The organism is Pseudomonas guineae (genome assembly GCF_900113745.1).
Lineage (GTDB): Bacteria > Pseudomonadota > Gammaproteobacteria > Pseudomonadales > Pseudomonadaceae > Aquipseudomonas > Aquipseudomonas guineae.
Genome location: NZ_FOQL01000002.1, coordinates 493614 through 516869, shown reverse-complemented (window position 1 = coordinate 516869; position 23256 = coordinate 493614). Strand labels below are relative to the sequence as shown.

At 57.3% G+C, this 23256-nt stretch carries 23 protein-coding genes; 8 read left to right on the top strand and 15 right to left on the bottom strand.

The window, feature by feature from the left end:
• Positions 1–86: 86 nt before the first annotated feature.
• Positions 87–926, bottom strand: a complete 840-nt coding sequence (locus tag BMZ32_RS11140; protein WP_090242035.1) for a bifunctional allantoicase/(S)-ureidoglycine aminohydrolase — start codon at positions 924–926, stop codon at positions 87–89.
• Between the two features lie 163 nt (positions 927–1089).
• Here BMZ32_RS11140 and BMZ32_RS11135 point away from each other — a divergent pair, with 163 nt between their 5' ends.
• Positions 1090–1953 (top strand): LysR family transcriptional regulator, encoded by an 864-nt coding sequence (locus BMZ32_RS11135; protein WP_090242034.1) that lies wholly within the window; start codon positions 1090–1092, stop codon positions 1951–1953.
• A 1-nt stretch (position 1954) separates the two neighbouring features.
• Here the strand turns inward: BMZ32_RS11135 and BMZ32_RS11130 are convergent, their stop codons facing one another.
• From BMZ32_RS11130 to BMZ32_RS11105, 6 genes are read right to left on the bottom strand one after another with little or no spacing between them, the layout of a single operon-like run.
• Positions 1955–2608, bottom strand: coding sequence for an HAD family hydrolase (locus BMZ32_RS11130; protein WP_090242033.1), 654 nt, complete (start codon positions 2606–2608; stop codon positions 1955–1957).
• A complete protein-coding gene (locus BMZ32_RS11125) occupies positions 2608–3597 on the bottom strand; it encodes an ABC transporter ATP-binding protein (protein WP_090242032.1) in 990 nt (329 codons plus the stop codon). Before BMZ32_RS11125 ends, BMZ32_RS11130 begins: the two co-directional genes overlap by 1 nt.
• Positions 3594–4388 (bottom strand): ABC transporter permease, encoded by a 795-nt coding sequence (locus BMZ32_RS11120; RefSeq protein WP_090242031.1) that lies wholly within the window; start codon positions 4386–4388, stop codon positions 3594–3596. Before BMZ32_RS11120 ends, BMZ32_RS11125 begins: the two co-directional genes overlap by 4 nt.
• A complete protein-coding gene (locus tag BMZ32_RS11115) occupies positions 4375–5214 on the bottom strand; it encodes an ABC transporter permease (RefSeq protein WP_090242030.1) in 840 nt (279 codons plus the stop codon). The genes BMZ32_RS11120 and BMZ32_RS11115 overlap by 14 nt, the downstream gene beginning before the upstream one ends.
• Positions 5214–6020: an alkaline phosphatase family protein gene (locus BMZ32_RS11110; protein ID WP_090242029.1), complete on the bottom strand. Its 807-nt coding sequence runs from the start codon at positions 6018–6020 to the stop codon at positions 5214–5216. Before BMZ32_RS11110 ends, BMZ32_RS11115 begins: the two co-directional genes overlap by 1 nt.
• A 54-nt stretch (positions 6021–6074) precedes the next feature.
• Positions 6075–7127: an ABC transporter substrate-binding protein gene (locus BMZ32_RS11105; protein WP_090242028.1), complete on the bottom strand. Its 1053-nt coding sequence runs from the start codon at positions 7125–7127 to the stop codon at positions 6075–6077.
• A gap of 340 nt (positions 7128–7467) precedes the next feature.
• Between BMZ32_RS11105 and BMZ32_RS11100 the strand changes: the two genes are divergently transcribed.
• Positions 7468–8184 (top strand): UTRA domain-containing protein, encoded by a 717-nt coding sequence (locus BMZ32_RS11100; RefSeq protein WP_090242027.1) that lies wholly within the window; start codon positions 7468–7470, stop codon positions 8182–8184.
• A 24-nt stretch (positions 8185–8208) separates the two neighbouring features.
• Here the strand turns inward: BMZ32_RS11100 and BMZ32_RS11095 are convergent, their stop codons facing one another.
• Positions 8209–9498 (bottom strand): M18 family aminopeptidase, encoded by a 1290-nt coding sequence (locus BMZ32_RS11095; RefSeq protein ID WP_090242026.1) that lies wholly within the window; start codon positions 9496–9498, stop codon positions 8209–8211.
• 72 nt (positions 9499–9570) lie between these two features.
• A complete protein-coding gene (locus BMZ32_RS11090) occupies positions 9571–10281 on the bottom strand; it encodes a 4'-phosphopantetheinyl transferase family protein (protein WP_090242025.1) in 711 nt (236 codons plus the stop codon).
• A gap of 386 nt (positions 10282–10667) precedes the next feature.
• On the opposite strand from BMZ32_RS11090, the gene BMZ32_RS11085 reads away from it, so the two are divergent.
• The gene (locus BMZ32_RS11085) at positions 10668–11852 is read left to right on the top strand and encodes an MFS transporter (RefSeq protein ID WP_090242024.1); all 1185 of its coding nucleotides are present in this window, start codon (positions 10668–10670) and stop codon (positions 11850–11852) included.
• Between the two features lie 67 nt (positions 11853–11919).
• On the opposite strand, the gene BMZ32_RS11080 is transcribed toward BMZ32_RS11085, so the two are convergent.
• From BMZ32_RS11080 to BMZ32_RS11070, 3 genes are all read right to left on the bottom strand, one after another.
• On the bottom strand, positions 11920–12552 hold the full coding sequence (locus BMZ32_RS11080) for an SOUL family heme-binding protein (RefSeq protein WP_090242023.1): 633 nt from the start codon (positions 12550–12552) through the stop codon (positions 11920–11922).
• A gap of 106 nt (positions 12553–12658) precedes the next feature.
• Positions 12659–13561 (bottom strand): alpha/beta hydrolase, encoded by a 903-nt coding sequence (locus tag BMZ32_RS11075; RefSeq protein WP_090242022.1) that lies wholly within the window; start codon positions 13559–13561, stop codon positions 12659–12661.
• Between the two features lie 800 nt (positions 13562–14361).
• Positions 14362–15360, bottom strand: a complete 999-nt coding sequence (locus BMZ32_RS11070; RefSeq protein ID WP_090242021.1) for an AraC family transcriptional regulator — start codon at positions 15358–15360, stop codon at positions 14362–14364.
• A 157-nt stretch (positions 15361–15517) separates the two neighbouring features.
• Here BMZ32_RS11070 and BMZ32_RS11065 point away from each other — a divergent pair, with 157 nt between their 5' ends.
• The 4 genes from BMZ32_RS11065 (at position 15518) to trhA (ending at position 20340) form a co-directional block, all read left to right on the top strand.
• Complete coding sequence (locus tag BMZ32_RS11065) at positions 15518–16657, top strand: acyl-CoA dehydrogenase family protein (protein ID WP_090242020.1); 1140 nt, start codon at positions 15518–15520, stop codon at positions 16655–16657.
• A gap of 57 nt (positions 16658–16714) precedes the next feature.
• Positions 16715–18355, top strand: a complete 1641-nt coding sequence (locus tag BMZ32_RS11060; protein ID WP_090242019.1) for an AMP-binding protein — start codon at positions 16715–16717, stop codon at positions 18353–18355.
• A gap of 69 nt (positions 18356–18424) precedes the next feature.
• The gene (locus BMZ32_RS11055; RefSeq protein ID WP_090242018.1) at positions 18425–19606 is read left to right on the top strand and encodes a CaiB/BaiF CoA transferase family protein; all 1182 of its coding nucleotides are present in this window, start codon (positions 18425–18427) and stop codon (positions 19604–19606) included.
• Positions 19607–19722: 116 nt separating this feature from the next.
• Positions 19723–20340 carry a PAQR family membrane homeostasis protein TrhA gene (trhA, locus tag BMZ32_RS11050; RefSeq protein ID WP_090242017.1) on the top strand — a complete coding sequence of 206 codons (618 nt, stop codon included), beginning with the start codon at positions 19723–19725 and terminating at the stop codon, positions 20338–20340.
• 12 nt (positions 20341–20352) lie between these two features.
• Here the strand turns inward: trhA and BMZ32_RS11045 are convergent, their stop codons facing one another.
• From BMZ32_RS11045 to BMZ32_RS11035, 3 genes are all read right to left on the bottom strand, one after another.
• Positions 20353–20847: a SprT family zinc-dependent metalloprotease gene (locus BMZ32_RS11045; protein WP_090242016.1), complete on the bottom strand. Its 495-nt coding sequence runs from the start codon at positions 20845–20847 to the stop codon at positions 20353–20355.
• Positions 20848–20959: 112 nt separating this feature from the next.
• The gene (locus BMZ32_RS11040; RefSeq protein ID WP_090242015.1) at positions 20960–21559 is read right to left on the bottom strand and encodes a Yip1 family protein; all 600 of its coding nucleotides are present in this window, start codon (positions 21557–21559) and stop codon (positions 20960–20962) included.
• A gap of 158 nt (positions 21560–21717) precedes the next feature.
• Entirely contained in the window at positions 21718–22320 is a 603-nt protein-coding gene (locus BMZ32_RS11035; protein WP_090242014.1) for a DNA-J related domain-containing protein, read from the bottom strand.
• A 97-nt stretch (positions 22321–22417) separates the two neighbouring features.
• Between BMZ32_RS11035 and ttcA the strand changes: the two genes are divergently transcribed.
• The gene (gene ttcA / locus BMZ32_RS11030) at positions 22418–23242 is read left to right on the top strand and encodes a tRNA 2-thiocytidine(32) synthetase TtcA (RefSeq protein ID WP_090242013.1); all 825 of its coding nucleotides are present in this window, start codon (positions 22418–22420) and stop codon (positions 23240–23242) included.
• The last annotated feature ends 14 nt before the right edge of the window (positions 23243–23256 follow it).

Sequence of the window (23256 nt, the reverse complement as noted above, 5' to 3'; positions counted from 1 at the left end):
TCGTCGGCGCTAGCGCGCTTGCCTCACAATAGATAAAAACGGGCCACCTGTGAGGGTGGCCCGTTTTTTTGTACGAATTTAAACGCTTAGCGCGGCTGGCCGGTCAGGGTCAGCGGCATATGGCGGTTGACGTCCTTGTACAGCAGGTAGCTGAACGGGCCTGGGCCGCCGGAATAGCAGGCTTGCGGGCAGAAGGCGCGCAGCCACATGAAGTCGCCGGCCTCGACCTCAACCCAGTCCTGGTTCAGGCGGTACACCGCCTTGCCTTCGAGTACGTACAGGCCGTGTTCCATCACATGGGTCTCGGCGAAGGGGATCACTCCGCCGGGCTGGAAGGTCACGATGTTGACGTGCATGTCGTGGCGCATGTCGGCCATGTCAACGAAGCGGGTGGTCTTCCAAGCGCCGTCGGTGCCCGGCATCTCGATGACGGTGGCGTTGTCGCGGTGGGTGACGAACGACTCCGGCGCTGGCAGGCCTTCGACTTTCTGGTAGTGCTTGCGCAGCCAGTGGAAGGTGACGTTGGCCTTGCTGCTGTTGCGCAGGCTCCATTCGGCGCCTGGCGCGAGGAAGGCGTAGCCGCCCGGTGCCAGGGTGTGGTGCTGGCCTTCGAGGGTGATGTCGATTTGGCCTTCGACCACGAACAGGACCGCTTCGGCGTTCGGATCCAGCTCGGGGCGCTCGCTGCCGCCTTCAGGGGCGACTTCGACGATGTACTGCGAGAAGGTCTCGGCGAAACCGGTCAGCGGACGGGCGATAACCCACATGCGCATCTTGTCCCAGAACGGCAGGTGGCTGGTGACGATGTCACGCATCACCCCTTTGGGGATCACGGCATAGGCTTCGGTGAACATGGCGCGATCGGTCAGCAGTTGTTTCTGATCCGGGTGGCCACCATGTGGGGCGTAGTAAGTTGTTTGGCTCATCGAGACAGGCCTCTATGGGGCGTCGGCATTAGGCCGACAGAAAAACGGAATGCGTGGGCCGTGGCTTGGATTCCCGGCGTGGCTCTACTATAGGAACATGCGCGTTGATTCTGAAATTAAATAGTAGAATCCTGCTCAGTGGATTTGTGAATAGGTTGTCGCCATGCTTGATCCGGTGTTGTTACGCGCTTTTCTAACTGTGGTGCAGACGGGCGGGTTTACCCGTGCAGCGGCGAGCCTGCACCTGACCCAGTCGACGGTCAGCCAGCAAGTGCGCCGCCTGGAGGAGCAGGTGGGAGCGGAGTTGCTCGAGCGCGGTGGCCGCTATGTGGTGACCACCACCGAGGGCGAGCGCATGCTCGGTTACGCCAATCGTATCGTCTCCTTGATTGATGAAGCGGAGCTGGCCATGGGCCGCAATCAGCAGGCGGGTGAGGTGCGCTTGGGCGTACCGGATGATTTTGCCGCCGATACCCTGACCTCCTGCCTGGCCGATTTCGCCGATAGCCATCCGGGTATTCGTCTTGAAATCATCAACGGGCTCAGTCATGACGTGTGGAGCGCGTTTAATGCTGGCGAACTCGACCTGGCCCTTATTAAGCAACGTATTGGCAGCGTAAAGGGGCTGGCCAGTTGGCCCGAACCATTAGCTTGGATGGACAGCCGCGCACGCCCAGTGCTTGAGCGCAATCCGGCACCACTGGCAGTGTTTCCGCCTAATGGCTTGTATCGTTTGGAGATGACCCATGCGCTGGATGCCATGGGTAAGCCATGGCGTATAGCCTATGTCAGCAGCAACTTGTCCGGAGTCAGTGCCGCCGCCGAAGGCGGGCTGGGACTCACGTTGCTACCGCGACGTTTGCTGACGGCTGGGCACCGCGAACTGGGCGCCGCCGATGGCTTCGCGCCGGTGGTCGATGTCGAAGTGGCGCTGCACGCTCGGCAGCAGCTACCGGCCTATGCCCGTGAGCTGGCAGTGGCGTTAACCGCTGCCTGTGCACGCATCATGCAGCCTGCTGAGACTTGAGCTAGCGCCAGTTGAGAATTGGCCATCCGGCTTGTTGCGCGTGCTGCAACAGGGTCGGGTCAGGATTAACCACATGGGGTTTGTCGACCACCTGCAGTAACGCCAGATCGTTGCGCGAGTCTGAGTAAAAGTAAGCCCCGTCAAGGCTTTCATCTTGTTCGTCTAGCCACGCCTGTAGACGACTGACCTTGCCATCGCGGTAGGTCAGTACGCCTTGGGTGCGGCCGCTGTAGTGGCCGTGTTGCTGTTCTAAATCGATGGCCAGCACTTCTTCAATTTTCAGGCGGGCGGCGATGGCGCTGACCAGAAAATGCGCTGAAGCGGAAATCACTAAAATACGATCGCCGGCGTTACGATGAGTGACCAGGCAGCGAGTGGCATCGCTGTAGAATATCGGCTCAATCACATCTTCGACAAACGGCTCGACCACATGTGCAACTTCCTCGGCCGTGCGACCTACCAGTGGTGAGAGGGTGAAGGCCATGTAGTCTTCCATGGCCAGCTCGCCGGCAGCGTACTGGCGCATCAGCTCCTCTTCTTGGGCGATAAAGCTTTCGGCGTCGGCCCAGCCGAGCTTGACCATTTCCTGGGTCCAAAGACTGGCGCAGTCACCGCCGATCAGGGTTTCGTCCAGGTCGAAAATTGCCAGGGCCATCAAGCCACCTCACAAATAGCGTTGTCTTCAATATTCAGGTTGATGCGCTGGCCGCGGGCGTGCAAGTCAGCGGGGGAGCGGTTGAGTACGTCCACCAACAGTTCGACGCCACGGGCTTCGATGCTGTAACGAATTACATTACCCAGTAGGCTGTGGCTGCGAACCAGAGCCTCGATGCTGCCCTGCGCGCCGATTTGGATAGCCTCTGGGCGAATCGCCACGCGGCTGTTGATCGGGCGTAATAGCAGGCGGCTGGCGGCATCGGCGTCGAGCAGGTTGTAGTTACCGATAAAACCGGCGGCAAAGGCATCGGCTGGAGCGGTGTAAAGGGTTTCGGCGTCGCCGCTTTGAACGATCTTGCCGCCGTTCATCAGGAAGATGCGGTCGCTCATGACCAGCGCTTCTTCTTGATCATGGGTGACGAAGATGGTGGTCAGGCCTAATTCCTGCTGGATGTTGCGGATCTGCTCACGCAGGTGTTTGCGAATCCGTGCATCCAGCGCCGACAGCGGCTCATCGAGCAGCAGCAGGCGCGGGCGAGTGACCAGCGAGCGCGCTAAGGCCACCCGCTGGCACTGACCACCTGAGAGCTGCGGTGGGTAGCGGTTGGCGAAGTCATTCAGCTCGACCAGCTCCAGCACTTCTTCGACTCGCTGCTCAGCCTCGCTGCCCTTGACCTTCTGCATGCGCAGACCAAAAGCGACGTTCTGTTGCACGGTCATGTTGGGGAACAGGGCGTAGCTCTGGAATACCATACCGATGCCACGCTTTTGCGGGGCTACGGGTACTAGGTCTTCGCCGTCGAGGCGTATTTGCCCGCCATTGACGCCGGTTAATCCTGCGATGCAGCGCAGCAGGGTGGATTTTCCGCAGCCAGACGGGCCGAGTAGGGTGATGAATTCGCCCTTGGCGATTTCGCAATTGATATCGCTGAAAATTGAGGTGGCGCCGTAGCTTTTATGCAGGCCTTGGATACTCAGATAACTCATGACTTGTCCTTATTCAGGCGGTTGGCCGCCCAGGTCATCAGCAGCACGAACATGAAGTAGGAAATCACCAGGGCGCTGGTGAAATGACCGCTGTCGTTACGCATGTTGTAGAGGTACACCTGCAGCGTCTCGTAGCGGCTGCCGACCAGTAGGTTGGCAAACACGAACTCACCGAACAGGAAGCTAAAAGACAGGAACACCGACACCATCAACCCTTTACGCAGGTTGGGCAGTACCACCATAAAGGCCGCGCGCCAGGTGCTAGCGCCTAGCAGGTGGGCGGCGTCCATCAGGTCGCGCAGGTTGATGGCTTGCAGGTTGTTACTGATGGCGCGGTACATAAAAGGCAGGGCGATGGTGAAGTAGCAGCCAATCAGAATCCATGGTGTCCCAAGGATCGGCAGCGGGCCACCGGCAAATAGCTGCATCAGGCCCACGGATGACACCACGGGTGGAATAGCGAAGGGCAGCAGGATCAGCACGTTCATCACGGCGTCGAGCTTGGGAAAGTGATAACTGACCACAAACAGCAACGGCAGAATCAACACCAGCGACAAGGCCAGTGCAGCAAAGCACACCAGTAACGAACGGCCGAAGGCGGATAGAAAGCGTGCATCGCTCCACAGCGCCAGGTACCACTTGAAGGTTAGCCCGCTGGGCAGAATGGTCGCCGACCAGCTGGTCGACAGCGAGTAGATCAAGGTGCCCAGCAGCGGCATAAGCAGAATCAGCATCAGGGCGTAGACCACCAGCTGATGGAACAGCGGTGAGCGATTTTCAGCGTGAGACATGGTAGCTCCGGCGCAGCAGCCATTGGTGAACCAGGGTGATCAGGGTCATCAGGCCCACCAGAATCATCGCCAGTGCACTGGCCATATTCGGGTCAAGGAAGATGTCGCCAGAGACCATGGCGGCAATACGAATCGGCAAAATATTGAAGTTACCGGTGGTCAGTGCGTACACCGTGGCGTAAGCGCCCAAGGCATTGGCCATAAGGATGACGAAGGTACCGAGCAGGGCTGGGGTCAGTACCGGAAAGCCGATGTAACGCCAGAACTGCCAGTTGCTTGCACCAAGTAGTTCGGCAGACTCGCGCCAGTCTTCGCGTAAGGCATCAAAGGCTGGGTAGAGCAGCAGTACACCGAGGGGAATCTGGAAGTAGGTGTAAAGCACGATCAGCCCGGTTTTGGAGTAGAGGTTGAAGTCCTCAATGATCCCCGCCTGCTTGAGCAGAATGGTCAGTGCGCCGTTAAAGCCGAGCAAGATGACAAAGGCAAACGCCAGTGGCACGCCAGCGAAGTTACTGGTCATGTTGGTGAAGGCCATAACGAAGTCGCGCAGCTTACTGTCGACTTGGCGCAGCGAGTAGCTGCCGAGAATGGCAATGCTGATGCCGATCAAACTCGACCAGAAGGCCACCTCCAAGCTGTGACGCATGGCCTGACGGTAGAAAGGCGAGGCAAAGGCTTCGCTGAAGTTACCCAGGCCCCAGCCCTCAGCGGTGTGCAGGCTGTTGCTGGCGACCCAGAGCAGTGGCGCAATTTGAAAGGCGACAAAGAACAAGGCAAAAGGCATCAGGCAGAGCAAGGCCAACCATTTGCCGCGCAGAGCAGACATCACGATAGAAGCTCCCGGCATACAGGTTTATCGTGGGCCACACCGAGTAGCTCGCAGACGGTGCCGCACAACTCCAGTTGCTTGGGCTGGGCGTTGGGGTCAAGGCTGAAGGCGCTGCCAAGCACCAGTAATGGCACTTCACGTTCTTCTGGAAGCAAGCCATTGTGCGAGCGATCGTTGTTCATGCCGTGGTCAGCAGTCACTAGAATCTGGTAGCCCGCATCCAGCCACGGCTGAATGTATTCGGCCAGATGCACATCAGCCATACGTGCGCTGTTGCGGTACTGAGCGCTGTCGAGGCCGTGTTTGTGGCCGGCATCGTCGATGTTCATCGGGTGCACCAGCAGCAAGTTAGGTGCGTGGTGCTGACGCAAGCTCTCGGCATCGGCAAACAGGTGTGAATCCGGGTAATGGTCGGCGTAGTAAAAATGACCGTATTGAATAGGCAGCTCGGTATCGCTGGTGTGGCGATCACGGGCGGCCTGGAAAGGGGAGCGGTTATACAGCTCGCTAACCCAGTGATAGGCGGCCGCGGCGGTAATCAGGCCGGCGTCGCGGGCGTAGTGAAACATGCTGCGCTGGGTCGACAGGCGCGATACATCGTTATTGACGATGCCGCTGTCGATCGGCGTAACACCGGTCAGAATGGCTTCATACAGCGGGCGGGATAGGGCTGGGAGTTCACAGTCGAGCTTGTACAGCGCGGCGCGTCCGGCTTGGCAATAAGCCTGCAGATGACCCAGCGCGTGCTGGGCCACCTGATAACTCAAACCATCCAGAACCACGAGGATGACGTTGTGCGACATGATTAAAGCCTTAGTAATCGAATCGGCCCCAGCGTATATCCGGGGCCGATTGGGTTAGTTCATGTTGATGATGACGTGCTCTTGCCACAGGCGCGGGAGGGCTTTGGATGTGGCTTCCCAAACGGCTGCATCCTTAACCGGCTGTACCTTGGCGTATTGCTCCTGCGGCAGCAGCTTGGCTTGTACCTCGGCTGGCAGGGTCAGGTGTTCGGCGCGGATCGGCCGGGCATTGCCTTTAGCTAGGTTGATCTGACCTGCGTCGCTAAGGATGTACTCACGCGCCAGTTTGGCGGCATTAGGGTTTTTCGCCCATTTGTTAATGATGGTGCTGTAGCCCGAGATCACCGAGCCGTCAGACGGGATCAGCACTTCAAAGCGCTCCGGGTCAATTTGGTCGCGGTAGGACAGGCCGTTGAAGTCCCATACCACACCGACTTCTACCTCGCCTTTTTCCAGGGTCTGGATGGTCGGATTAGCCAGCGATAAACGGCCTTGCTTGGCAAGTTCACCGTAGAACTCTAGCGCCGGTTTGACGTTACTCTCATCGCCGCCCATGGCGATGGCAGCGGCCAGTACTCCGTTAACCGCTTGTGCCGCGGTGCTGACATCACCGGCGGAGACTTTGTAGGTGCCGGTTTTCAGGTCAGCCCAAGAGCGTGGAATATCTTTGACCAGTTGTTTGTTGACGATAAACGCGATGGAGCCGGTGTAGGCGAGCATCCAGTGGCCGTCGGTGTCCTTGGCCCAGGTCGGAATCTGTTCCCAGGTGCTCGGTTTGTAGGCTTGGGTAACACCTTGTTGCACAGCGATGGGGCCGAAGGCCGCGCCGACGTCACCTATATCCGCAGTGGCGTTATCTTTTTCAGCGGCAAATTTGGCAATTTCTTGGGCCGAACTCATGTCGGTGTCCATGTGTTTGAGGCCGTATTTTTTCTCTAGATCTACCCAGGTGTCTTTCCAGTTGGCCCAGCTGTCAGGCATACCCACACTGTTCACGGCGCCTTCAGCGCGTGCGGCTTTTTCCAGTGCCTGCATGTCGGTGGCCATGGCAGAGGTTGCCAGTGCAATAGCCGAGCCCATCAGTGAAGCCATCAGCAGTTGTTTCATGGGGAACTCCTTTTGCGGTTTCGATGCGTGTGGTGAACAGCTCTGGTCTAGATCAGCAAGAGCCAGGCCAATTTAAGCAGGTTTGATGACAGTTTTATGTACTTAGCCTTCTGTCGGTTATGAACGCGATGCCAAAATTAAGCATTACTAGCGTAGACCATGAAAATCAGCTCCATTGCTTGGGCTATCAGTGCCATTTACAGGCTTTATGGGTACATGAAATATAACTGTCATGGCTCAGTCATCTAGGCTGCTTAAACTTGAAACATCATTCTTAGGGCTGCATACACTGATCAATGCCCCTAAATGGGGCTGGACTAGTCCAAATTTGGAGGTCTTGATGCGCGATGAAGCGCCGCGGGCAGTCACTGCGATATGCCGGGCATTGGAGGAGCAGATTGAGCATGGTCTGTTGCCGTCTGGAAGTCAGTTGCCGGCAGAGCGCAAGCTCAGCGAGGTGTTCGATACCACGCGCATCACCTTGCGTGAGGCGCTGGGTCAGCTTGAGGCACAGGGGCTGATATACCGAGAAGAGCGCCGCGGCTGGTTTGTTTCGCCGCCGCGTGTGGCCTACAACCCGCTGATACGCAGCCACTTTCATGCCATGGTCGGTGAACAGGGGCGGGTGCCGGCTACTGAGGTGTTGAGTGCCAAGTTGATTCCAGCCAGTGCCGAAATTTGCCAACTGCTGGCCTTGCCAGGGCTGTCCAGCGTGTATCAAATTCGCCGGGCGCGGCGGATTGATGGGCGTTTAGTGCTGTATGTCGAGCATTACCTCAACCCTAGCTACTTCCCAGGGGTTCTCGGTTTTGATCTGACCCGCTCATTGACCGAGCTCTATGCCAGCGAATACTCCATTCATTACGGTCGGGTGCGTTTCGATATGGTGCCAACCGCTCTGCACAGCGAAGCGGCAGCGGCATTAAAGGTCGCTGTAGGCAGCCCGGCGTTGCGCATAGTGCGGATCAACCGTGACCAGCACGGACGGCTGATTGATTGTGACCTGGAGTTCTGGCGCCACGACGCCCTGCATGTGAGCGTCGAGGTGCCGGAGTAGGCCTGTAAGGTTGGGTGGCCTCTGCTAGGGTAGTTCAGCGCTGGCGTAGAAGGCCGTCAGCACTTTCACTAAATGCGCGAGGTCATGGCTACCGGCCAGTTCGCGGATCGAGTGCATAGCGAAAGTCGGCAGGCCGATATCGACAGTGCGTACGCCCAGTTGGCTAGCGGTGATGGGGCCGATAGTCGAGCCGCAGCCCATGTCGCTACGAGTGACAAAGCTTTGCACCGGGACTTCGTTTTCCAAACACAGGTGACGGAAGAAGCCGGCGGTTTCACTGTTGGTGGCGTAACGCTGGTTGCTGTTGATCTTGATCACGGGGCCGGCGTTGAGCTTGGGGCCGTGATTCTCGTCATGCCGGTCGGCGTAGTTTGGGTGCACCGCATGGGCGTTGTCGGCCGACACCAGCAGCGAGCGCTGGATGGTCCGCACGAAGGCATCGCCTTCGGACAATACGCGGCGCAGTACCTGTTCAAGCATTGGCCCATCGGCGCCACAGGCCGAGCTGGAACCGACTTCTTCGTGGTCGTTACACACCAGTACGCAGCTTTCTACATCCGGGGCGGCCAACAACGCTTGCAGGCCGGCGTAACAGGACAACAAATTATCCAGCCGCGCTCCGGCGATAAAGTCGCCATTCAGGCCAATCACCGCGGCATTTTGCGTGTCATAGAAGCTCAGCTCGTAATCGAGCACAGCATCGGCGCTGAAATCATGCTGACGCGCCAGCTGTTCGGTGATCAGTGCGCGAAAATCGGCGGCTTCAGGATCGGCCAGCTGCGCAAGAATAGGCGGCAGCTCGTTTTGTGGATTGATCGCCCAGCCTGAATTGGCTTCTCGGTTGAGGTGAATCGCCAGGTTGGGGATCACCGCAATCGGGTGTTCAAAGTCAATCAGCTGACTTTCTACCTTGCCGTCGCGACGGTAGGTCACGCGGCCTGCCAGCGACAAGTCGCGGTCAAACCAGGGGGCCAGCAAGGCACCGCCATACACTTCCACGCCGAGCTGGAAGAAGCCCTGGCGTTGCAGCTCAGGCTGCGGCTTGACGCGCAAGCAAGGGCTGTCGGTGTGCGCGCCAACCAGGCGGATACCACCTTCCAATGGCGAACGCTTACCCAGCTTAAAGGCGATGATCGAGGAATCGTTGCGGGTGACGTAATAACGGCCACCGGCTTCGGTGTACCAACTGGCACGCTCGTCTAGGTGCTGAAAACCCGCAGCCTCAAGGCGCAGGGCCAGGCTGGCGGTCGCATGAAAGGGGGTGGGTGAGGCCTTGAGGAAATCGATCAGGCCTTGATTCAAATCTTCGCGCATAGGGCACTCCAAACGGCAAGGCGCCGAGTTTAGCGGATTTGCCCGGGGCTTTGGGCTGCAGTGGCCAGCAGATCAGCGCGCGATGCTGACCAAACTGAGCAGATAATCCTTGAACTCAACAAATTGCCCATCAAACTCGCAGCCGGCCGGCCAGTCGGCATGCAGATCTATCAGCAGACGTATGCGCACTTTATTGTCAGTGGTAACGCTGAGCAGTTCGGCATCCTGAAAGTAGAAGTACCGCAATACCTGAGGGTAGAGCGCTTTGAACAGGCTTTCTTTGAGGGAAAAAGTCAGGCTGACACGCCGTGCGCGCTGCTCGGTCGACAGACCTTCGAAGCGCAGCAGTTCGGCAGGAGTGAGAATCGCTGCCGCCAGACGCTCGGCGCGGCCGGCCGGCATGATGCGTTCAATATCCAGGCCCAGACCGCGCCAGTCGGCACTATGGCCCACCACTGCGCCGGCCCAGCCACTGCCGTGGGTAATCGAACCGAGCGTGCCGGCAGGCCACTGCGGCGCGCGGTCTTCGCCAACGCCCGGGATGGCAGCGGTGCCGGTTAGCTGCAGCAACGCCTCGCGTGCACACAGGCGCCCGGCCAGGTATTCGGTTTGGCGTTTGGCAGCACCTCTAACCGGTTGTAGGGCGCAGCGGTTGAAGTCTTCGTCATGCAAGCGTGCAGGGTCAAAGTGGGTACCTATCAAGCGCAGCGACGGCAACTGCTGAGGTAATGGCCAGTGGTCATCAAGCGACGCACAGCAGGCAGGCAGGTAATCTTTATTCATGGGTGCATTCTGCCGCGTGCTTGAAGCGTCGGCTAGCTGTGTGTTCGGGTTACATTTCTTTGCAGAGTGACAACAAAGCTATACGGAGTGAGTGAGTGTTTTTTGCCAGACTGACGCTGCGTCTCTCTGGAGGCGCAGGTGAGGTTGTAGCCGATGCGTGCGTGAAGTGAGTGCCGGCATTTCTCTGAGAATGAGTACGGGAGCCCGTTTAGGCTCCCGTTTTTTTTGCTCGTGATTTCTGGCAACCCTCTGCTGCGGGCACAGCGTCGAGCAGCGAACTGTTCAACTCCAGCAAAACGCTTATACCGATTACGCAAAGCCGCTCATGCGGGCTGCGTGCTAACCTGCCGCAATGCCCGATCTAGAGCCATTTTGTGAGCCTATCGATGCCTGTAGCTGACTCAACTGCGTACTTGATGCGCGGCACGGCCGCCTACCGCCGTGCTACTTTGGCGCTCTTCTGCGCAGGTTTTGCCACTTTTGCTTTGCTTTATTGCGTACAGCCGCTGCTACCGTTGCTGGCCGAGCATTTCGCCGTGTCAGCGGCGGGCAGCAGTCTGGCGTTATCCCTCACCACCTTGAGCTTGGCGCTGTGTTTGCTGGTATCTGGGGCGCTGGCCGAAAGCTGGGGACGCAAACCAGTGATGGCTGCAGCCCTGGGTTTGGCCTCGTTGCTAGGGATTGCCTGCGCGCTGGTTGATAGTTGGGATCACCTGCTATGGCTGCGTGCCTTGCTCGGCTTGGCGCTGAGCGGCCTACCAGCATTGGCCATGGCATACGTAGGTGAGGAATTCGACCCAGCCGCATTGCCAGCGGCCATGGGCCTGTATATCGGCGGTACGGCGCTGGGCGGATTGCTCGGACGTTTACTTGCCGGCTTGCTCAGTGACCTTGGTGGTTGGCCGCTGGCCTTAGCCGGTATTGCCGGTATGGGCTTGTTGGCGTTGGGGTTGTTTATTTGGCTGCTACCGCCTTCGCGGCATTTCACTGCGCAGTCGCTGTCGTTGCGCGGCTTGCTGCATAACTTTGCCGCGCACCTGAGCAATGGCGAGTTACGCCGTTTGTTTCTCATGGCGTTTCTGTTGATGGGCGGCTTCGTTGCCTTGTTCAACTATGTTGGTTTTCGCTTGGCAGCCGCTCCGTTCAACCTGTCTTCCAGCCTGATAGGATTGCTGTTTACTGTGTACCTAGTGGGGATTTTCAGCGCCGGTTGGGCCGGGCGGCTGGTGCCACGTTTGGGTGCGCGCCAGGTGATGCAGGGCGCTATTGGCATCATGCTACTGGGCGTGGCGCTGTGTGCCACACCTTGGTTAAGTGCAGCAGTGCTTGGGCTCGCTTTGTTCACCCTGGGCTTCTTCGCTGCCCATGCAGTCGCCAGCGGACAAGTCGGGCAGCGCGCAATCGTGGCCAAGGCGCAAGCTTCGGCGTTGTACCTGTGCGCTTATTACCTGGGTTCCAGTGTGGTTGGTTACGCTGCCGGGTATATCTGGGAGCACGCCGGCTGGCTGCCGATGCTGGCGGTTTTAACCACGCTGTTTGTCGCGGCTGGTATCAGCGCGCGCAAACTCTAAGGCGTGAGTTAGGGGTTTATACAGCCGCTTGGAGAATTAGCTGCTGGTCCTCGACTGTCCAAGCGATTCAGTTAGGGCTATCCGACGGCATTACAATTGGTACTAACACTTCATTACGGCGTAAAAACCACGGCATAAACGGCGGGTTGTAGCGGGCCCAGATGTGCTCACCGACAATGCGGAAACCGTTCTTGTTGATCCACGTATCCAACTCAGTCTTGTTGCGCTTGTAGGCACTTTCACTCCAGAAACCTGAGTAGCGAACCGCTGCCATCTGCCGCTCGGGCACTTGGCGCAAGGTCACATCAGGATCTTTAGGTTCCGGCAATGATGCCAACGAGAAGGATGCGGGCATCATAAAACTTACGGCCCAATTACCGTTCATCTGTTGCTGGCCAACGGGGGCGGTCATGTCAATCTTCTCGCCTTCCTGGGCAACCGGTGCGGTCATGGCAATTTTTTGGCTGGAGGTATTGTTGCCGGAAATATAATCAAACAGCCGGCTAAACGCTTGGCTGCCCGCCTGGTCAAAATCTCCTTTTACTAGGGTTTGAGCAACAACATGGGGCGCATAATTACGCACCTCAAAGCTGTTTTCTTTGAGTACAACTGAGTATTCCGCTTCTTCTACCGCCATCGCGTTTGTACTCCCAAGCATTGCGCCAAAAATGGCTGCTGCAGCCTGCTTTAGATAGCTCATAGGCGTTCACCCTCTAGTGTGCAGTATTTGCTCACTCATTTAAGTTTTGGACTCTGCTTGTGCAGCAAGTTCATTCGCGCAGGCGCAGCGTGTTTCGGTGCGTCGCTCACTGACGCAATGCTAAGTCGGATTTACTTCGACCTGCATCAGTTTTTACAAACTGCTCAATGCTATCCAATACGGGCTCTAAACCGCGCAGTGGCAAAGCAAGTGCAGCGACCAACGTGCCGTGGTCAGTGCGCGGGTAATAGGTTTCTTCTACGTGCACGCCTAGGTTACGTAAGCGTTTGGCCAAGCCGCCTGTATTGCGCTGCGGATTAACGGTTACGTCATTTAGCGATGCTAATAAAAGGGCCGGCGGCGCTTCAGCGCTGACATGGTTAATCGGCTGTGAGTCGAGCGGCGTGTTTGGGTAGAAGAACACGGGGCGCGAACGTGGGTTGGTGAGCGGAATAAAATCGTAAGGACCAGCTAAACCAATCCAGCCACGAATACTGTTGGGCGTTAGCTGCACATGCGCCAATTGGCGCGCATCCAGCGCCAGCATAGCGGCGTTATAGGCCCCTGCGCTGTGGCCCATCAGGAATAGCTGCTGCGGATCGCCGCCATAGCGGGCAATGTGTTGTTGGGTCCAGGCCACGGCCTGCGCTGCATCGAGTAAAAAATCCGGGTAGCGCACCTCTGGATACAAACGGTAATCCGCCACTACCGCCACTAAGCCGCGCGAGGCTAAAGCCTGACCCACAAAACGATAGTCCTGACGCGCGCCATCGTTCCAGCTGCCACCATAGAAGAACACCACAACCGGGGCAGGTGTTTGCATGTTTGTGGGTGTATACACATCGAGTTGGTTACGTGGGTTGGGACCGTAAGTCAGATCAGCGACCTTGTTGTAGCCAATCGGCGGGGTCAGCAGACCCAAGGCCTTGAGCGGCTGAAAATACACCAGCGCGGCAAACCCTCCGAACAGTAAGCATAACGTGAACAGCGTTTTGCTCCAGACAGCCATAGGTATTTATCTCGAAAATGATGGGGCGACTGCTCAGCCAGCATACGACCAAGGGGAGGTGATTTCAGCTAATAAACGCGTATTAATTTGTGAGGGAAGCTTCGGTACCTGATCGACCAGTCATGCGTTATTTATTTTCTTGCCAGATAGGTGGTAGCTGATATTGGCGGTGTTTGAGAATGTCATGGTTGGTTTGATTGACCTAAGTGTCTTGAAAATCCTGTTTACACTTACCCCATAATTCATGCTTATTTTATGAAAACCCCCATTCTTCATGACACAATCCTGTGTCGACAATCGACTTGCCGCCTCTTCCATGAGTTTGCCGGTGCTCAATTTTTTCAATATCGTTTATTTTTATTCTAAAACTCCATAATTCAGACCCTAGAATAAAGGATACTAAAGAAAAGGCTAGGGTGACTAGATTTTGGGTGTCTTGGGGTATTTCTATAGTTGTATATAATTCTATTAGAAAGGGCGCAGCTGTGTAGCAAAGAGAAAAGATACCCATTTTGAGAAATAGCACAGATCGTTGTTTTCGTGGTTTTTAAAGTGATATAGATAACGCTCTTGCATTTGCAGTTGATCTCCGTTTTGTCACTCCTGGCTTTAAAGGAGAGGGGGATTTACTGGCTTTTTATATGTGTAAGCGCCATGACGCAAATATTGATAACCACTGCTTGTGGGCGGTAAACCTAATATGCTGACGCAATATCTGCATGCTTTGCTCAGCAAGATTTCATCTTCAGCGAGGCTATCCAGGCTGAGTGCCACCCCTTCTGCTGTTTATGCCAGGGGGCTTAACCCTCCTGCGCCCGATACGCTCCCGGTGTTAATCCGGTCCATTTCTTAAACGCTCGATGAAACGCCGACGGTTCAGAAAACCCTAACTGCTCAGCAATATCCTGAATCGCTAGATCGGCACGGCCAAGGTGATAAATCGCCAGGTCACGGCGCAAATGGTCTTTAAGTTCCTGAAAACTCGACCCTTCCTCACGTAAATGGCGACGCAGGGTTTGTGGGCTCATGTGCAGTTGTTGCGCCACCGCGTCGAGGTCTGGCCAGTCGCTGCAGTCGCGGCCAAGCAGGCGGCGGATTTGGCTGATCAGGCTGTCGCCACCATCAGGGCGGGCGAGCAGGTCGGCGGGTGAGTGCTGGAGAAATTGCTTGAGGGTACGTTCGTCCTGCAGCAACGGCATGGCCAGGTAGCGGGCGTGGAACAGCAGGCTGGTTTGTCCGGCCGCGAAGCGTCGAGTGCAGGGGAATAGCAGTTCATATTCGCTGGCATGTGCGGGTTGGCTGTAGGTGAAGGTGGTTTCTTCTAGGCGTATACGCTGGCCGATCAACCAGCTGCCGAGGCGATGCCAGATCACTAGCAGGCACTCCACCAGAAAGTGGTCGGGGTCGTTCAGCGAGGAGTCGTCCACACTTAACCGTGCCCAATCGCCTTCACGCTGAATGCTGATGCCCGGTGCGGCGGGAAACAGGCTGTAGAACAGCGCGCCGCGGCCCAGGGCTTTTTCCAGCGAATGGCAGTGGATGATGACGTAACACATCATGGCGAACGTGCCGCGCTTGCTGCGCAATTGGCCAAAGCCGAGGTATTCGTCGTCGAGACTTTCCCACAGCAACTGCACCAAGCGAGCGAACTGCTCGGGCGCGACGCGGGCTCGCGGCTCGTCAAGCAGGGCTGGTTGAATTCCGAGCTGGCGCAGCAGTGGCGTGCAGTCGCGGCCCTGCCGTTCAGCGCCGCGCAAAGCGGCACGGACAAAATGGCTGGCGATGGTGCGTTCGCGCATGATGGCTCCTTGAAAGTGCGTCGATGGTAAGCAGCTTGATGGACTGAGGACAAGCACCGAGCGAATGGGTCAATCCAGGCTGAGCGCATAAGTCATTGAGGCCGGCGGTTGCGCAGGCCTAACCTGCAGCACGACTTCAGCCCTAGGAACCAACCGCATGCAGCGCATTATTTTCGACACCGAACACAACCTGTTTCGCGACGCCTTTGCTGCTTTTCTGAAGAAGGAAGTGGTGCCGCATCAGGAGCAGTGGGAGGCCGACGGTATGGTCAGCCGTGAGGTGTGGAAGAAGGCGGGTGACATGGGCTTTCTGCTGCCATGGGCCGATGAGGAATACGGCGGTTCGGGCCTCAAGGACTTTCGCTACGAGCAGATCATGTGCGAGGAGTTAGCCAAGGTTAACGAGGCCGGTTTTATGTTGCCGCTGCACTCGGCGCTGTGCGGCCCGTATATCGCCGAATACGGCAACGCCGAGCAGAAAGCGCGGTTTATGCCGGGCATCATCAGCGGCGAGCTGATTCTGGCGGTGGCAATGACCGAGCCCAGCGCCGGCTCCGATCTGGCGGGTATGCGCACCAGCGCAGTTGAGCAGGATGATCACTACGTGCTCAACGGCTCCAAGGTGTTTATCTCCAACGGTATTTTGGCCGATGTGGTGATCGTCGCAGCCAAGACGGACCCCAACAACAAGCACGCCATGGGCCTGTTCCTAGTCGAGCGTGGCATGGAAGGTTTCGAGCGCGGCAAGAAGCTGGAAAAACTCGGCATGAAGAGTCAGGACACCGCTGAGCTGTTCTTCAACAACGTCAAAGTGCCCAAAGCCAACCTGCTCGGGGATGCCAAGGGTGGCTTCTTCTATCTAATGAATATGCTCGCTCAGGAGCGCCTGACCAATGCCTGTGGCGCAGTCGCGGGTGCTGAGGCGGCGCTGCAAGTGACCATCGATTACGTGAAAGAGCGCAAGGCCTTCGATCGGCCGATTTCGCACTTCCAGAATACCCGTTTCAAGCTGGCGGAAATGCGTACGCAAATCGATGTGGCCCAGGTGTTTGTTGACCGCTGCGTGATGGATCACAACGAGAAGAAGCTCACCCCGGAAGTCGCCGCCGAGGCCAAATTGTTTACCACTGAGCTACTGTGCAAGGTGGTCGATGAAGGGGTACAGCTACACGGCGGTTGGGGTTATATGTGGGAGTATCCGATCTGCAAGATGTACGCAAACGCGCGTATTCAGCGGATCTTCGCAGGTACTTCAGAAATCATGAAAGAGATCATCAGCCGCGGTATGAAGCTTTGATGCACGGCTAATGGCCGAGCGACGCTCGACAGACAATAACAACAAGAGGGTCTGTACATGGATGAGCAACTGCCCCTGGAGCGTCTCGCGCTCTGGGTCGAGAAACGCCCAGACGCGGTCTGGCTACGTCAACCGGTAAACGGTCAATGGCATGATTTCACTTGGCGTCAGGTCGATAATCAGGCCCGGCGTTTAGCCAGCGCGCTGCTGGCGCAGGGCTGCACGCCGGGAGACCGGGTGGCGTTGTTGTCGAAGAACTGCGCCGAGTGGTTTATCTGTGATCTGGCGATCATGATGGCCGGCCTTATCAGCGTGCCGTTATACCCGCTGCAATCGGCCGAGAGCATTGCCTATGTGCTGGAGCATGCCCAGTGCAAGGTCATCCTGCTTGGCAAGCTGGATGACGCGGATAAGCTGGAGGCGGGGATTGGCCCACAACTACTGACGCGTATCGCACTGCCATACCCGACCCTGGCCTGTGCCTATGAGTGGCACACGTTGTTGGCCGCGCATGAGCCGTTGCAAACCGCGGCAGTACAAGAGCCTGGGCAAGTGCTGACGCTGGTGTATACCTCCGGTACCACGGGTAACCCCAAGGGGGTCATGCTCTCGGTGCAGGCTATGGCTTTTACTGCGGCCAACGCCTGCCGGGAAATGGACATGACAGAGCAGGATCGCTTCTTCTCCTTCCTGCCGTTGTCGCATGTGGCCGAGCGTTTTATGGTCGAGTTCAACAGCTTGTATTGCGGCGCGCCCGTGGCCTTCGTTGAGTCGATGGAGACATTTTCGCGCGATCTGTGTCATGTACGGCCTACGGTATTTTTTGCCGTACCACGCCTCTGGACGCGCTTTCAGTTGGGGGTGTTGGAGAAGTTGCCACAGGCCAAGCTGACCCGGCTACTGCGTATTCCACTGATTGGCGCATTGGTAGCGCGCAAGGTGCGTCGCGGCCTGGGCCTCGATCAGGCACGCGTCATGATCTCTGGCGCAGCGGCTATTTCGCGTGGGCTGCTCGACTGGTATCAAACGATCGGCCTGACTCTCTGTGAAGGCTATGGCATGAGTGAAAACGTCGCCTACGGTTGCTTCAATCGGCCCGGTCAGGTGCGTTTTGGCACCGTGGGGCGGCCGATGAAAGGCTTGGAGGTGCGTATCGCTGACTCTGGCGAGATTTTATTCCGCAGCCCAACGCTGATGCTCGGCTATTACCTGGACCCAGAGAAAACCGCCGAGGCCTTGGTTGATGGCTGGTTGCACACTGGCGACAAGGGTGAGTTGGACGGCGATGGCTATTTGCGCATTACCGGGCGGGTGAAGGACATCTTCAAAACCAGTAAGGGCAAGTACATCGCCCCGGCTCCGATTGAGGGGGAGATTGCTAAGAATCAGTGGGTCGAGCAGGTGTGCCTGATGGGCAGTAATTTGGATCAGCCGTTGGCGCTGATCGAGTTGTCGCCCGCCGCCCGTGAACGCGCGCGTGAGCAGGTGACGGCTGACCTGCAACACACCTTGCAGCAACTCAATGCCACGCTACAAAACCATGAGCGGATCAGCCATTTCGTGCTGGTGCGCGAGCCTTGGACCGTGGACAACGGTTGCATGACGCCGACCATGAAGATCCGCCGTAACGTGCTCGAAGCGCGCTTTGCTGAGGAAGTCGCCGCGCTCAATATCAAGCAGCCGCTGCATTGGCAATAGCTGAGCAGCGCAGGATGACTCCTGTTCAGCGCTAGTTATCTGCATTCAATATTGTCCCAAGGAGCTGTTATGTCTGGCCCGTTGTCGTCTCTTAAAGTGCTGGATTTCTCCACCCTGTTACCAGGCCCATTTGCGTCCATGTTGATGGCCGATATGGGTGCTGAGGTGTTGCGGGTTGAATCACCCACTCGCATGGACCTGGTGCGCGTACTGCCGCCCCATGACGGTGGCGTTTCTGCCAGCCATGCCTACCTCAATCGCAATAAACGCTGCATCGCCCTGGACCTGAAAAAGCCCGAGGCCGTGGAAATGGTCAAGCAACTGGTGGCTGAGTACGACATCGTGCTGGAGCAATTTCGCCCCGGCGTGATGGACAAGCTCGGTGTGGGTTATGCGGCGCTCAAGGCGATCAATCCCAAGCTGATCTACGTGTCGATCACCGGCTATGGTCAGACCGGGCCTTATAAAGACCGCGCCGGGCATGACATCAACTATCTGGCTTTGGCTGGTATCGCCAGCTACACCGGTCGGCGTGACACTGGGCCGCTGCCGCTGGGCATTCAGGCGGCGGATATCGCCGGCGGTTCGTTGCACGGGGTGATTGGCTTGTTGGCGGCGGTGATTCAGCGCCAGGCAACGGGGCAGGGACAGCACGTGGACATCAGCATGACCGACTGCGCCTTCAGCCTGCATGGCATGGCCGGCGCGGGTTACCTGGCCGCTGGGGTTGAGCCGGAGATGGAAAATCAAGCGCTCAACGGCGGCAGTTTTTACGACTACTACCGTACCCACGACGGCCGCTGGTTTTCGGTAGGTAGCCTGGAACCGCAGTTTATGCAGCAGTTCTGTGCGGCTATCGGCCGGCCGGAACTGGCGGCGCGCGGCTTATCGCAGAAGCCTGAAGATCAGCAGGCGCTCAAGCGTGAGATTAAAATTGAGTTTGAGAAGCGTGATTTCGCCGAATGGAGCCAGGTGTTTGGTGGGCTGGATGCTTGCGTGGAACCGATGCTTAATCTCAGCGAGGCGGTGGAGCATCCGCAGATCAAGGCGCGCGGCTTGGTCACAGCTGTGCCGCGTGCAGGCAGCGATCCGCAAAAGCAGATGGCCTGTCCGATCAAATTTTCCAACGGCTTGCCGGAACCCCGGCATATCGGTGCGGCGCTGGGCGCGCATACCGCAGCAGTGCTGGTGGAGTTGGGCTACAGCACCGAGCAGATCGCTCAGCTGAAAGCAGCCAAGGTGGTGGCCTGAGTGTTCGGTTGAAAGCGCTGTTCGGCGTGCGCAGAGCAAGGGGGCTCGTCAATCGCTGATTTTTCCGGCATAAGCCAGAGGCATTTACGCCACTTAGCGCTTCGGGAACACACAGCATGTATCACGGTGAACGCTTTAACGCCTGGACCCATCTGGTCGGAGCCCTTCTTGCCAGTGTGGGGGCCGTGTGGCTGCTTGTATTAGCAAGCCTTGAAGGTGATCTGCGCAAGATTATCAGCGTAGCGATTTATGGAGTGACGCTGGTGCTGCTGTACAGCATTTCCACGCTGTACCACAGCCTGCAGGGGCGGGCTAAAGTGGTGATGCGTAAGCTCGATCACCTGTCGATCTACCTGCTGATTGCGGGCAGCTATACGCCGTTTTGCCTGGTAACCCTTGAAGGGGCGTGGGGCTGGACGCTATTCGGCGTTGTTTGGACGCTGGCCGTTATTGGCATGTTGCAGGAGATCAACCCGCGCTCCGAGGCGCGCGTGCTGTCGATTGTGATTTACGCCGTAATGGGCTGGATTGTGCTGGTGGCGGTCAAACCGCTGATCGCTGCGCTGGGGATGGCTGGGTTTATCTGGCTGGCCGGCGGTGGGGTGCTCTACACCGTGGGCATCATCTTCTTCGTTTATGACAGCCGCTTCCGTCATTGGCATGGCATCTGGCACTTGTTCGTTATCGGCGGCAGCTTGATGCACTTTGTCGCGGTGTTGCGTTACGTGCTGTGAGCCCTTAGCGGGCTATTCGATGCGCTGCTCACCGGTAAAACTCAAGGTCACCTTGCAGCGCCGGCAGAAGTAGCGCCGGCCTTTGCTGACCATTGTGTGGCGTTGCGCTGAAAACGGGAATTCTCCCTGCGGGCAACTGCAGCGGTAGATGTAGCGATTAACCGTACGCCGTTGCACGTTGTAGCTGTGGCAGCGATTCGGCGCCAGTTCATACACACCGCGCATGATTAGCTGCCACTCCTCGCCGTGGGGTTGGATCCTCAGGCCGAACAGCTGGTGAGCGATCAAGTGTGCCACCTCGTGGGGCACGGTCTGCTTAAGGAAGTCTTCGCGGTTTTCCCGATACAGTTGCGGGTTGAAACGCAGCTTGTTTTCCGTCAGATGCGCCACGCCAGCCTTTTGCCCGCGCAGCTTGAAACTCACCTCGGGGCGAACAAAGGATTGTTTGAAAAAAACTTCAGCCTTCTGGTAGCAGTGTTCTACGCGGCTTAAGAGGTGTTCAGGCATGGAGGCAGCTATCGAAACAAGGCAGGCAATTATGCCCAAGGCAGCTGGGCTTCGCAGCCTAGAAACGACGAAACCACCCGCAGGTGGTTTCGTACGTGTCATCAAGTAAGCGCTAGCTGGTGTACACCGGGCCGACCCCAAAGCCCCAGAGAATAACCGAGCTGGCAATCATTGCCACTAGCACCACCAAGCCTACTGCGAGTACCGAACTTGAGAACATAAAGCCTTCATCCTCAGGTATGCCCATAAATCTCGGGATGCCGACATACAGCAGGTATACCGTGTAGCAGATGGCTGCCGTGCCAATCACCATGGCGAGCCAAAGGTGAGGGTAGAGCGCCGCAAGCCCGCCGATAAACAGCGGTGTAGCGGTATAAGCGGCAAATACCACGCATTGGGTGAGGTTTGGGCTGGCATCATAAGTACGTGCCATCCAGTGGATAAAAGCGCCCATTACGGCTACGCCAGCGAGCATTGCCAGGTAAGTCATGATGGTCATTTGCAGCGCACTGGCTTCTGTCAGCATCACTGGCGCTCGATCGCCGATTGCCCAGCCAACCTGGGTGGTGCCGATGTAGGCCGATACTGCGGGAATTGCCGCAAGAATCAGTACGTGGGTGAGATACATGTGGCTGATGCTTTCTTCTTCGCCACGGATTTCCTGCCATTCCTGGTCGGGATGGGTGAAGAGCCCCCAAACGTGATGGATCATGCCAGACCTCCATTTGTTATAGCGATCGCCCCCCAGCTCAGCGCCTGATTCGCGTGTGCAGCGTCACCAGGTGCGAGGCCGAACCTATGCGACCGTATGTCGCAGTATAGGCAGCGATTTCTCTGGGCAAGGGTGGTCCGTTAGAGCAAATCGGACTCTCAAGGGCGGCCGTAATAACGTTCGAGGATTTCCATCGCCTTGTTAATCGACTGCAAGCGCTCTGTACTGCCGCCCCGGTCAGGATGGTGCAGGCTGACCAATTGCCGGTACCGCAGCTTGATGGTTGCAGGTGTGAGTGCCAGCGCGCAGTCAGTCAGCTCAAAGAGTTCCAGCGCTGCTCGCTGTTCTTCGCCGCCCTGCATGCGTGACCAAAAACTGCTTAGCAGCTTGGCGACATCCTGCTCATCGGTGTCCTTGAGTTGGCTCATGTCGAGGTAATAATCGCGTAGCGGGTCATGCTCGCTCAGCTCAGTGCAGCCTCGCTGATAAGGCAGCAGCCGAATGCTCAGTGCGCTGATCTGTAGATAACCACTTTGGGTTGCCCAGAGTTGTTCGCGTAAACGATAGAGCGCGTTGAATACTAAGAAGTGGGTACGAAATAGCACCAGATGATCGGTCAGGGGTAGGCTGGGAATGTGCGTGCAGTGGCGCGCTTTCAGTTGCTGGATCAGGTCGTACTCAGCAAGACCGGTTGGTGTGGCGCACAGCAGTTGATGGACTTGTTCGCTGAGATCGAGGCTTGGGTCTAAATCGTCATTCATCGGCTCAGCCTAGCATTTCAATAACTGCGGGGTAGGGTGCGTCACGCTTTCTGCGTAAAATGCCGCATCCTCAACGACTACCGGATTCCAGCGCACCATGGGCACCCTCTCGGTCAATCAGAACAAACTGCAAAAACGTCTGCGTCGTCAGGCAGGCGAAGCCGTTGCCGATTTCAACATGATCGAAGATGGCGACAAAGTGATGGTCTGTCTGTCCGGCGGCAAAGACAGCTACACCATGCTCGATGTGTTGTTGCACCTGCAGAAGGTCGCGCCGATCAAGTTCGAGATCGTCGCGGTGAACATGGACCAGAAGCAGCCTGGTTTTCCCGAACAAGTGTTGCCGGCGTATCTAGAGTCTATCGGCGTGCCGTATCACATCGTCGAAAAAGACACCTACTCGGTGGTTAAAGAGAAAATTCCGGAAGGTAAAACCACCTGCTCGCTCTGCTCGCGCCTGCGTCGCGGCACGCTGTACACCTTCGCTGACGAGATCGGGGCGACCAAGATGGCATTGGGGCATCATCGCGACGACATTCTGGAAACCTTCTTCCTCAACATGTTCTACGGCGGCACGCTCAAAGCCATGCCGCCCAAGCTGCGCGCCGATGACGGCCGTAACGTGGTAATCCGCCCACTGGCTTATTGCAACGAAGCGGATATCGAGGCTTACAGCCAGCTCAAGGAATTCCCGATCATTCCGTGCAACCTCTGTGGCTCGCAAGAAAACCTGCAACGTCAGGTGGTCAAGGAGATGCTCCAGGACTGGGAGCGCAAGTCGCCGGGCCGCACCGAGATCATGTTCCGCGCCCTGCAGAACGTGGTGCCATCGCAGTTGGCTGACCGCAATCTGTTCGACTTCAAGAGCCTGAAAATCGATGACAGTGCGACGCCGCGTTTTGTCGATGTGATGAACCTCTGATTCAGCAACCTGGC